At 60.0% G+C, this 11,654-nt stretch carries 9 protein-coding genes; 4 read left to right on the top strand and 5 right to left on the bottom strand.

The annotated features are described in order from the left end of the window. The first annotated feature begins 192 nt into the window (after positions 1 to 192). On the top strand, positions 193 to 474 hold the full coding sequence (locus tag PMI21_RS19785) for an HU family DNA-binding protein (RefSeq protein ID WP_007905514.1): 282 nt from the start codon (positions 193 to 195) through the stop codon (positions 472 to 474). Positions 475 to 575: 101 nt separating this feature from the next. Here the strand turns inward: PMI21_RS19785 and rlmF are convergent, their stop codons facing one another. The 5 genes from rlmF to PMI21_RS19810 form a co-directional block, all read right to left on the bottom strand. Beyond that, positions 576 to 1,598 carry a 23S rRNA (adenine(1618)-N(6))-methyltransferase RlmF gene (gene rlmF, locus PMI21_RS19790; RefSeq protein WP_007936256.1) on the bottom strand — a complete coding sequence of 341 codons (1,023 nt, stop codon included), beginning with the start codon at positions 1,596 to 1,598 and terminating at the stop codon, positions 576 to 578. A 162-nt stretch (positions 1,599 to 1,760) separates the two neighbouring features. Next, complete coding sequence (locus PMI21_RS19795; RefSeq protein WP_007936255.1) at positions 1,761 to 4,607, bottom strand: valine--tRNA ligase; 2,847 nt, start codon at positions 4,605 to 4,607, stop codon at positions 1,761 to 1,763. A 237-nt stretch (positions 4,608 to 4,844) separates the two neighbouring features. After that, positions 4,845 to 5,228 (bottom strand): hypothetical protein, encoded by a 384-nt coding sequence (locus tag PMI21_RS19800; RefSeq protein WP_007936254.1) that lies wholly within the window; start codon positions 5,226 to 5,228, stop codon positions 4,845 to 4,847. An 8-nt stretch (positions 5,229 to 5,236) separates the two neighbouring features. Further along, a complete protein-coding gene (locus PMI21_RS19805) occupies positions 5,237 to 5,665 on the bottom strand; it encodes a DNA polymerase III subunit chi (RefSeq protein WP_007936253.1) in 429 nt (142 codons plus the stop codon). 60 nt (positions 5,666 to 5,725) lie between these two features. Then, positions 5,726 to 7,216 (bottom strand): leucyl aminopeptidase, encoded by a 1,491-nt coding sequence (locus tag PMI21_RS19810; RefSeq protein WP_007936247.1) that lies wholly within the window; start codon positions 7,214 to 7,216, stop codon positions 5,726 to 5,728. A 294-nt stretch (positions 7,217 to 7,510) separates the two neighbouring features. On the opposite strand from PMI21_RS19810, the gene lptF reads away from it, so the two are divergent. The 3 genes from lptF (at position 7,511) to lepA (ending at position 11,654) form a co-directional block, all read left to right on the top strand. Next, on the top strand, positions 7,511 to 8,629 hold the full coding sequence (gene lptF / locus PMI21_RS19815; RefSeq protein WP_007936245.1) for an LPS export ABC transporter permease LptF: 1,119 nt from the start codon (positions 7,511 to 7,513) through the stop codon (positions 8,627 to 8,629). Beyond that, entirely contained in the window at positions 8,622 to 9,683 is a 1,062-nt protein-coding gene (gene lptG, locus PMI21_RS19820; protein WP_007936242.1) for an LPS export ABC transporter permease LptG, read from the top strand. The genes lptF and lptG overlap by 8 nt, the downstream gene beginning before the upstream one ends. A 171-nt stretch (positions 9,684 to 9,854) precedes the next feature. Next, positions 9,855 to 11,654: a translation elongation factor 4 gene (lepA, locus tag PMI21_RS19825; protein WP_007936232.1), complete on the top strand. Its 1,800-nt coding sequence runs from the start codon at positions 9,855 to 9,857 to the stop codon at positions 11,652 to 11,654.

Below are 11,654 nucleotides of genomic sequence, written 5' to 3'. Positions count from 1 at the left end.
CCGGTCTTACGCGAAGTCACTGCGTTAAGCGTGCATTCAGCATTTGTCAGGTCGAACCAAACCCTGATTTCGGCATCTATAACCCCGACTCGTCGTGGTTATGGCCGAGGGTGCCAGATCCAGAAGATCGGGCTCGATGGCTGACACTGCACTCTGCAATCCATATGAATTTGATAGGGAAGGAACACTACAATGGCTCTTACTAAAGACCAACTGATCGCCGACATCGCTGAAGCTATCGACGCGCCAAAAACCACCGCGCGTAACGCTCTGGACCAACTGGGCCAAATCGTTGCCGATCAGCTGGAAAACGGCGGCGAAATCACTCTGCCAGGTATCGGCAAGCTGAAAGTGACTGAGCGTCCTGCCCGTACCGGCCGCAACCCTTCGACTGGCGCTGCCATCGAAATCGCTGCCAAGAAAGTGATCAAGCTGGTTGTGGCCAAAGGCCTGACCGACGCTGTTAACAAGTAAGACTTGTTAAAAAAAGCCGTGCTCCGGAGCAATCCGGGCACGGTTTTTTTGTGTCTGCGATTCAGCGATTGATCAGGCTCAATCGCTGTCTCGGTTGCTACTCAGCTTTTGCGGGCCCAGCGCTCGCGCCAAACCTGCTGCTCGGATTTGGTCTGGAAGGTCCAGGCGACGAAACGGCTTTGCTTCTGCCCTTGGGACATCTCCACGACCTGGCTTTCCAATACGCCAGCCTTTTTCAGCGCCGTCTGGATCGCCGGCAGGTTTGAGGCTTTCGAGACCAGGGTACTGAACCAAAGCACTTTGTGTTGAAAGTGCGCGCTCTCGGCGATCAGTTGCGTCACAAACCGTGCTTCACCACCTTCACACCACAGTTCCGCCGATTGACCGCCAAAGTTCAGCACCGGCAGTTTGCGTTTTGGGTCGGCGCGGCCCAGCGCGCGCCATTTACGCACGCTGCCCTTGGTCGCCTCGTCCATCGAGGCGTGGAACGGCGGGTTGCACATCGTCAGGTCAAAGCGTTCGCCGGGCTCGAGCAAGCCCAGCAGAATGTGCTTGGGATTAGTTTGCTGACGCAGTTGGATGGCTTTGTTCAGCCCGTTGGACTGTACGATGGCTTTGGCGGAGGCTACGGCCGTCGGGTCGATTTCCGAGCCGAGGAAGTGCCAGCGGTAGTCGCTGTAGCCGATCAATGGATAGACGCAGTTGGCGCCCATGCCGATATCGAGCACTTTGACTGGCGCGCCGCGAGGGATTTCGCCGTCGTTGACGCTGGCCAGCAGGTCGGCCAAAAAGTGCACATAGTCGGCGCGGCCCGGAACAGGCGGGCACAGGTAATCGGCCGGGATGTCCCAATGGGCGATACCGTAGAACGCCTTGAGCAGCGCCCGGTTGAACACTCGCACCGCGTCCGGGCTGGCGAAGTCGATGCTCTCCTTGCCGTACGGATTGATGATCACGAACTTCGCCAGCTCCGGCGTGCTCTTGATCAGCGCCGGGAAGTCGTAACGACCCTGATGGCGATTGCGCGGGTGCAGGCTGGCCTTCTCGCGTGGCTCCACGGCTTTGGCCGGGGTCGCGGGTTTAGGCTTTTTGCGCGCAGGTTTGGGTGTGCTGGGGGCGGTCATGGGCGAGGTCGATTCGGGTATGGCTAAAAGTGGCGGGTATTGTCCCACATCCAGCTGTTGGTAACCCAATTGTGAAGATCGCCACATGTCCCTGTGAGAGAAAGTGTCGGGCATAAAAAAGGGAGACCACTCGGGCCTCCCTGTTTCATTGCGACTTACCAGTTACAAACTGGCAATCCGCGCATGCTGCTCCGCCAGCTTGCCCAAAGCCTGTTCAGCTTCGGCCAGTTTGGCGCGTTCCTTGTCGATGACTTCGGCCGGAGCCTTGTCGACGAAACCGGCGTTGGACAGCTTGCCGCCGACGCGCTGAACTTCACCCTGCAGACGCAGGATTTCCTTGTCCAGACGCGCCAGTTCGGCGTCTTTGTCGATCAGGCCGGCCATCGGCACCAGCACCTCCATCTCGCCAACCAGTGCGGTGGCGGACAGCGGTGCTTCTTCGCCGGTCGCCAGAACGGTGATCGATTCCAGACGCGCCAGCTTCTTCAGCAGGGCTTCGTTCTCGGTGAGACGGCGCTGATCTTCGGCGCTGACGTTTTTCAGGAACAGGTTCAGCGGCTTGCCTGGACCGATGTTCATTTCACCGCGGATGTTGCGGGTGCCGAGCATCAGGCCCTTGAGCCATTCGATATCGTCTTCGGCGGCCTGATCGATGCGTGCCTCAACGGCCACTGGCCAAGGTTGCAGCATGATCGTCTTGCCTTCGATACCGGCCAGCGGCGCAACGCGCTGCCAGATTTCTTCGGTGATGAACGGCATGAACGGGTGAGCCAGGCGCAGAGCGACTTCCAGCACTCGAACCAGGGTGCGACGTGTGCCGCGCTGACGTTCGACCGGGGCGTTTTCGTCCCACAGCACAGGCTTGGACAGTTCCAGGTACCAGTCGCAATACTGGTTCCAGATGAACTCGTACAAGGCTTGTGCCGCCAGGTCGAAGCGGAACTGGTCGAGTTGACGAGTCACTTCGGCTTCAGTGCGTTGCAGCTGAGAAATGATCCAGCGATCCGCCAGCGAGAGCTCGTAAGCTTCGCCGTTCTGGCCGCAGTCTTCGCCCTTGTCCAGCACGTAGCGCGCGGCGTTCCAGATCTTGTTGCAGAAGTTGCGGTAGCCTTCGACGCGACCCATGTCGAACTTGATGTCACGACCGGTCGATGCCAGCGAGCAGAACGTGAAGCGCAGGGCGTCGGTGCCGTAGCTGGCGATGCCGTCGGCGAACTCGTCGCGGGTCTGCTTCTCGATCTTCTTCGCCAGTTTCGGCTGCATCATGCCGGAGGTGCGTTTCTGTACCAGATCTTCCAGTTCGATGCCGTCGATGATGTCCAGCGGGTCCAGGACGTTGCCCTTGGACTTGGACATCTTCTGGCCCTGGCCATCACGTACCAGACCGTGCACATAAACGGTCTTGAACGGAACCTGCGGTGTGCCGTCTTCGTTTTTCACCAAGTGCATGGTGAGCATGATCATCCGGGCAACCCAGAAGAAAATGATGTCGAAACCGGTCACCAGCACGTCGGTGGAGTGGAATTTCTTCAGGAATTCGGTCTGCTCCGGCCAGCCGAGAGTGGAGAAGGTCCACAGGCCCGAACTGAACCAGGTATCCAGAACGTCGTTGTCCTGTTGCAGAGCAACGTCGGCGCCCAGGTTGTGCTTGGCACGTACTTCGGCTTCGTCGCGACCGACATAGACCTTGCCCGACTCGTCGTACCAGGCCGGAATCCGGTGGCCCCACCACAGCTGACGGCTGATGCACCAATCCTGGATGTCGCGCATCCACGAGAAGTACATGTTTTCGTACTGCTTTGGCACGAACTGAATACGGCCGTCTTCAACCGCAGCGATGGCCGGCTCGGCCAAAGGCTTGGTGGATACGTACCACTGGTCGGTCAGCCATGGCTCGATGATGGTGCCGGAGCGGTCGCCTTTCGGCACTTTCAGGGCGTGGTCATCGACGCTGATCAGCAGGCCGGCCGCTTCGAACGCCGCCACGATTTCCTTGCGGGCCTGGACGCGGTTGAGGCCGACGAACTCGGCGGGCAGTGTGCCGTCGATCTGCTCGTTGACGCTGCCGTCGAGGTTGAATACCTGGGCTGCCGGCAGCACGTCAGCATTCTTGTCGAAGATGTTCAGCAGCGGCAGGTTGTGGCGCTTGCCGACTTCGTAGTCGTTGAAGTCGTGGGCCGGGGTGATTTTCACGCAGCCGGTGCCGAATTCAGGGTCGCAGTAATCGTCGGCGATGATCGGGATGCGGCGGCCGACCAGCGGCAGCTCGACAAATTTGCCGATCAGGGCTTTGTAGCGTTCATCGTTCGGGTTAACGGCCACGGCGGCGTCGCCGAGCATGGTTTCCGGACGCGTGGTCGCGACGATCAGGTAGTCGTTGCCTTCAGCGGTTTTGGCGCCATCGGCCAGCGGGTACTTCAGGTTCCACAGGAAACCTTTCTCGTCGTGGTTTTCCACTTCAAGGTCGGAAATCGCCGTGTGCAGCTTGGTGTCCCAGTTGACCAGACGCTTGCCGCGATAGATCAGGCCGTCTTCGTGCAGGCGCACGAAGGCTTCCTTCACCGCTTCCGAGAGGCCGTCATCCATGGTGAAGCGCTCACGGCTCCAGTCCACGGACGAGCCGAGGCGGCGGATCTGACGGCTGATGTTGCCGCCGGACTGATCCTTCCATTCCCAGACTTTCTCGAGAAATTTCTCGCGGCCCAGATCGTGGCGATTCTGGCCCTGGGCTTCGAGTTGACGCTCCACCAGCATTTGCGTGGCGATACCGGCGTGGTCGGTGCCCGGTTGCCACAGGGTGTTACGACCCTGCATGCGGCGGAAACGGATCAGGGCGTCCATGATCGCGTTGTTGAAGCCGTGACCCATGTGCAGGCTGCCGGTGACGTTCGGCGGCGGGATCATGATGGTGTAGGACTCGCCCGCGCCTTGCGGGGCGAAGTAATTCTCAGACTCCCAGGTGTTGTACCAGGAAGTTTCAATGGCGTGCGGCTGGTAGGTCTTATCCATGCGCGGCGGGACCCTATTGGCATTTATTCAGGAAAAGCCGGGAAGTATAGCGGGGCACGGGGCGTAGGGCGAGCAGGGGCGGACTGTGGCGAGGGGGTTTACCCCCGTTGGGTCGCGAAGCGGCCCCAAAATCGGCCATCGTGGTGTATCTGGCGCATCCACACGTCGGTTTTACGACTGCTTCGCAGCCGAACGGGGGTAAACCCCCTCGCCACAGAAGGCCCGCTCGGCTCAGGGTTACTCGTACTGGCTAAGCAACCGTTCCATCCGCGCATCAAGGCGGCGTTTGATTTCGGTTTCGATGTGGGGGGCGAAGTCGTCGATCACGTCTTGCATGATCAATTGCGCGGCGGCGCGCAGCTCGCTATCCAGGTGCAACAGGGCATCGGGGCCCCTGTTGGCAGCAGGAGCCGGCTGGGCGGCCGGAGCGGGTGGTGGCGGTTCGACCTGCGGCGCATTGCCGACGGTGTCGAATAGCATGGGAATCTGTTCCTGATCACCTTCAATGACCGTGTCGGTCAGCAAGGGCGGTTGCAGGTTGTCATCGCCGAGCAGTTGGCGGATCGACTCAAGGTCTTCCAGCAGGTGCACGGACTTTTGCGGCGGTTTTGGAGTGTCCATCGGAATGCTCAGAGTCGCTGTAAACGGTGATCTTGCAGAGGATAGCCCTGTTCGCGGTAGAAACGAAAACTCTCCCGCGCAGCTGCACGAATCGTCGGATCTTCCACCACCACTTCCGCCACGCGGGTGAACTGTTTGGCAAAGGCCGGGACTTTCAGGTCGAGATTGACCAGCAGATCCTGATGCTGACCGCAGTCATCGCCAAGACCCAGCACAATCAAACCGTCCGGCTCGCTTTCGGCAGGGCCGTGGGGCACGAAGCTTTCGCCCTTGAACGCCCACAACCGCGCATCGAGCGCATCACGCTGGGCGGCATCGCTGCAATGCAGGTAAATACGGTGGCCCATGCGCCAGGCTTTTTCGGTGAGCTTGCAGGCGAAATCCAGCCGTGCCGACGGATCGGCGCTAGGCAGGATATAGAAATCGACTTTGGTCATTGCGGTTCCTGAGCCTCGAACGGCGTCACTCGAAAGTGACGCCGTTCGAGGTCATTGGTTTCAGGCTTTGGCGCGGTCCAGCAGGTATTGGGTCAGCAACGGAACCGGACGGCCAGTGGCGCCCTTGTCCTTGCCGCCGCTGGTCCAGGCCGTGCCGGCGATGTCCAGGTGCGCCCAGTTCAGGTTCTTGGTGAAGCGCGACAGGAAGCAGGCGGCGGTGATGGTGCCGGCTTTCGGGCCGCCGATGTTGGCGATGTCGGCGAACGGGCTGTCGAGCTGCTCTTGATACTCATCGAACAGCGGCAGTTGCCAGGCGCGGTCGTCGGCGGATTGGCCGGCGCTCAGCAGTTGGCCGATCAGCTCGTCGTTGTTGCCCAGCAGGCCCGAGGTGTGGGCGCCCAGTGCGACGACACAAGCACCGGTCAGGGTGGCGATGTCGATCACCGCTTGCGGCTTGAAGCGTTCGGAGTAGGTCAGGGCATCGCACAGCACCAGACGGCCTTCGGCGTCGGTGTTGAGGATTTCCACGGTCTGGCCGCTCATGGTGGTGACGATGTCGCCCGGACGCGAAGCGTTGCCGCTCGGCATGTTCTCGGCGCAGGCCAGGATGCACACCAGGTTGATCGGCAGTTTCAGCTCAAGCACGGCACGCAGGGTACCGAACACGCTGGCGGCGCCGCCCATGTCGTACTTCATCTCATCCATGCCGGCGCCCGGCTTGAGGCTGATGCCGCCGGTGTCAAAGGTGATGCCTTTGCCGACCAGCGCGTACGGCTTCTCGGATTTCTTGCCGCCGTTGTATTGCATGACGATCAGGCGCGGTGGCTGGGCGCTGCCCTGGCCGACGGCGTAGAACGAGCCCATGCCCAGGTCCTTGATCTTCTTCTCATCGAGGACTTCGACTTTCAGGCTTTTGAACTCTTTGCCCAGGTTCTTGGCTTGTTCGCCAAGGAACGTCGGGTGGCAGATGTTCGGCGGCAGGTTGCCCAGGTCACGGGTGAAGGCCATGCCGTTGGCGATCGCGGTGGCGTGGGCCACGGCGCGTTCGACTTCAGCCTGTGCTGCCTTGATGGTCACCAGAGTGACTTTTTTCAGGGAGCGCGGGTCGGCTTTCTGGCTCTTGAACTGGTCGAAGGTGTACTCACCGTCCACCAGGGTTTCGGCCAGCAGGCGGGTCTTGCCGTAGCTGTCACGACCCTTGACCACCACTTCGTCCAGGGCCAGCACTGCATCGCTGCCGCCCAGGCCTTTAAGGGTGTTGAGGATACCGGCGATGATTTTGCGGAACGGGCGATCGCCCAGTTCTTCATCCTTGCCCACGCCCACCAGCAGCACGCGTTCGGCCTTGAGGTTGGGCAGGCTGTGCAGCAACAGGCTTTGGCCGACTTTGCCGGCCAGGTCGCCGCGCTTCAGCACCGCGCTGATAGCGCCGCCGCTCAGTTCGTCGAGTTGTTTGGCAACGGTGCCGAGCTTGCGGCCTTCGCGGACGGAGACCACCAGCGTGGCGGTCTTCAACGTTTCCGGGCTAACGCTTTTTACAACCAGTTCCATGTCCGGGTCCCTGAATTGATGGTCAAACTGCGCGACGCGCAGAGGCTTGCTTATAAGTAGAAAGACGCTGGTGTATTGCCAGCGACAAAGGCCGCAGTTTGAACCTCGCTGCCTGCGCCTGACAACCCTCGGTTATGCGAACTTCAGCGGTTCAGGCGCCTGCTTGAGCATGCGCAGTGACAGGCGCACTCAATCACAGGATAATGCGCATCTTTTTCGGCGGCTCTGCCCTGCGGGCCGGCTGATATGTTTGCTTGTTTGGCCGCTTAGCCTGACAACCCTGGAGTGTCTGGTTTGATTGTCTTCCGTTATCTATCCCGCGAAGTCCTGTTGACCTTGAGCGCCGTCAGCGCTGTGCTGCTGGTCATCATCATGAGCGGACGCTTCATCAAATACCTCGCCCAGGCGGCCTCTGGGCTCCTGGACCCGGGCTCGCTGTTCCTGATCATGGGCTTTCGTCTGCCGGGTTTCCTGCAGCTGATCCTGCCTTTGGGGCTGTTTCTCGGGATCCTGCTGGCCTACGGTCGTCTGTACCTTGAAAGCGAAATGACCGTGTTGTCTGCCACTGGCATGAGCCAGCAGCGTCTGTTTGCCATGACTCTTTTTCCGGCCACCCTGGTTGCCCTGGTCGTGGCGTGGCTGAGCCTGAGCCTGGCGCCACAAGGAGCCAACCAGTTCCAGCTGCTGCTGAACAAGCAGGATGCACTGACCGAGTTCGACACCCTCGAACCGGGTCGCTTCCAGGCCTTGCGCGACGGCACTCGGGTGACCTACACCGAGCAACTGTCGGATGACCGCATCAATCTGGGCGGCGTGTTCATTTCGCAAAAGAATGTCAGTTCTGACAACAAGGATCGGGGGATTTCCGTACTGGTGGCCGAGAAGGGCCGTCAGGAAATCAGGCCCGATGGCAACCGCTACCTGATTCTCGACAACGGCTACCGCTATGACGGTAATCCGGGTCTGGCCGACTACCGCGCCATCAAATACGACGAGTACGGCGTATTACTGCCAAAACCGGACGTCAGCGACGAAGTGACCGACCGCGATGCGATGACCACCAGTTCCTTGCTGGCCAGTGACGACATCCGCTCGCGTACCGAACTGCAATGGCGCCTGTCCCTGCCGTTGCTGGTCTTCATCGTGACCCTGATGGCGGTGCCGCTGTCGCGGGTCAACCCGCGCCAGGGCCGTTTCCTCAAGCTGCTGCCGGCGATTCTTCTTTATATGGCTTACCTGACCATCCTGATTGCCGCTCGCGGCGCCCTCGAAAAGGGCAAGATCCCGCCGGTGTTGGGCTTGTGGTGGGTGCATGCAGTTTTCCTGGCCATTGGTCTGGGCTTGCTGTACTGGGAGTTGCTGAGCTTGAAGATGGCGAGTCGCCGCAGCGCGCTGGAGGTGGCCCGTGGATAAGCTCGATCGCTACATCGGTAGCAGCGTGTTCATCGCGATCCTGGCTGTGCTGGGGATCATTCTGGGCTTGGCCACGCTGTTCGCCTTCATCGATGAGATGAGCGAAGTCAGCGATACCTACACGCTGATGGATGTCCTGAGCTACGTGTTGCTGACCGCGCCGCGCCGCCTGTACGACATGTTGCCGATGGCGGCGCTGATCGGTTGCCTGATTGGCCTCGGCAGTCTGGCCAGTCATAGCGAGCTGACCATCATGCGTGCCGCCGGTGTGTCCATCGGTCGGATCGTCTGGGCCGTGATGAAGCCGATGCTGATCCTGATGGCGGTTGGGCTGGTGATCGGCGAGTACGTCGCGCCGGCCACGGAAATCACCGCTCAAGCCAACCGCTCGCTGGCCCAGGGCAGTGGCGATGCGCAAAGCGCCAAGCACGGTCTGTGGCACCGTCAGGGGGAGGAGTTCATTCACGTCAACTCCGTGCAACCCAACGGTCTGCTATACGGCGTGACCCGTTATCGTTTTGACGATCAGCGCCACATGCTGTCTTCGAGCTTCGCCAAGCGTGCGGAATTCGATACCGATCACTGGCAACTGACCGATGTCACGACCACGCTGTTCCATGACAAAAGTACCGAAGTGGTGACTGCCCCGGTGGAGCGCTGGGAAATAGCCCTGAGCCCGCAGCTGCTGAGTACCGTGGTGATGGCGCCCGAGTCGTTGTCGATCAGCGGTCTGTGGAATTACATCCACTACCTGGCTGACCAGGGCCTGAGCAATGGTCGTTACTGGCTGGCGTTTTGGGTCAAGGTGTTGCAGCCGCTGGTGACCGCCGCATTGGTGTTGATGGCGATTTCCTTCATCTTCGGTCCGTTGCGTTCGGTGACCCTCGGTCAGCGGGTCTTCACTGGCGTGCTGGTGGGCTTTACCTTCCGTATCGTCCAGGATTTGCTCGGGCCTTCGAGTCTGGTGTTCGGCTTCTCGCCGCTGTTTGCGGTGCTGGTGCCGGCCGGTGTCTGCGCCCTGGCCGGGGTCTGGTTGCTGCGCCGGGCCGGTTGATCGCGGGTTTTTCCGGTCTTGCTTGTCACTCAAAACGCCCCTGTCGCAAGACCGGGGCGTTTTTTGTAGGCGCCGTCTGACCTGCGAACGTGACGCTTGCGCCGTGGATCAGGTACAATTCCCGGCTATTTTTCGGCGGGCTATGCCTGCAGCCTTTTTGAGTGTTGATCCGTGAGTGATTTGAGTCATATCCGCAATTTCTCCATCATCGCCCACATTGACCATGGCAAGTCGACGCTGGCCGATCGCTTCATCCAGATGTGCGGCGGCCTTGCCGAGCGCGAAATGGAAGCCCAGGTGCTGGACTCCATGGACCTGGAACGTGAACGCGGGATCACCATCAAGGCCCATAGCGTCACCCTCTATTACAAAGCCCGCGATGGCATTAACTACCAGCTGAACTTCATTGACACCCCGGGCCACGTCGACTTCACCTATGAAGTCAGCCGGTCGCTGGCGGCCTGTGAAGGTGCGTTGCTGGTGGTCGATGCCGGTCAGGGCGTCGAGGCGCAATCGGTTGCCAACTGCTACACGGCGATCGAGCAGGGCCTGGAAGTCATGCCGGTCCTGAACAAGATCGACCTGCCACAGGCCGATCCGGAGCGCGTCAAGGAAGAAATCGAAAAAATCATCGGCATCGATGCCACCGACGCGGTCGAGTGCAGTGCCAAGACCGGCCTGGGCGTCGATGAAGTGCTCGAGCGCCTGGTTCACACCATTCCCGCGCCGACCGGTAACATCGAAGATCCGCTGCAAGCGTTGATCATCGACTCCTGGTTCGACAACTACCTGGGCGTTGTTTCCCTGGTTCGTGTGCGCCACGGTCGGGTGAAGAAGGGTGACAAGATTCTGGTCAAGTCCACCGGCAAGATCCACCTGGTGGATAGCGTCGGTGTATTCAACCCGAAACACACCCCTACCGCCGACCTGAAGGCCGGTGAAGTGGGCTTCATCATCGCCAGCATCAAGGACATTCACGGTGCGCCAGTGGGCGATACCCTGACCTTGAGCTCGACGCCGGACGTCGATGTGCTGCCAGGCTTCAAACGCATTCAGCCGCAGGTGTACGCCGGCTTGTTCCCGGTCAGCTCCGACGACTTCGAAGACTTCCGCGAGGCGCTGCAAAAGCTCACCCTCAACGATTCGTCGCTGCAATACACACCGGAAAGCTCGGACGCACTGGGTTTCGGCTTCCGTTGCGGCTTCCTCGGCATGCTGCACATGGAAATCATCCAGGAGCGCCTGGAGCGCGAATACAACCTGGACCTGATCACCACGGCGCCGACGGTAATCTTCGAGCTGCTGCTCAAGACCGGCGAGACGATCTACGTCGATAACCCGTCCAAGCTGCCGGACCTGTCTGCCATCGAAGACATGCGCGAGCCAATCGTGCGCGCCAATATTCTTGTGCCGCAAGAGCACCTGGGTAACGTCATTACCCTGTGCATCGAAAAACGTGGTGTACAGGTCGATATGCTGTTCCTCGGCTCCCAGGTACAAGTGACCTACGACCTGCCGATGAACGAAGTGGTGCTGGACTTCTTCGATCGTCTGAAATCCACCAGTCGCGGCTATGCTTCTCTGGACTACCATTTTGATCGTTACCAATCGGCCAGCCTGGTGAAACTGGACGTGCTGATCAACGGCGACAAAGTCGACGCCCTGGCGCTGATCGTGCACCGTGACAACTCGCACTACAAAGGTCGCCAGTTGACCGAGAAGATGAAAGACCTGATTCCGCGGCAGATGTTCGACGTGGCAATCCAGGCCGCCATTGGCGGTCAGATTGTGGCGCGTACAACCGTCAAGGCACTCAGAAAGAACGTATTGGCCAAATGCTACGGTGGTGACGTCAGCCGTAAGAAAAAGCTGCTGGAAAAGCAAAAGGCCGGTAAAAAACGCATGAAACAGGTCGGTAACGTGGAAATTCCACAAGAAGCCTTCCTTGCCGTGCTCAGGTTGGATAGTTAG

It is taken from the genome of Pseudomonas sp. GM18, assembly GCF_000282195.1.
In the GTDB taxonomy this organism is placed as follows: Bacteria; Pseudomonadota; Gammaproteobacteria; order Pseudomonadales; family Pseudomonadaceae; genus Aquipseudomonas.
Note: the sequence above shows the minus strand (reverse complement) of the source record. Positions and strands in the feature narration are given on the sequence as shown.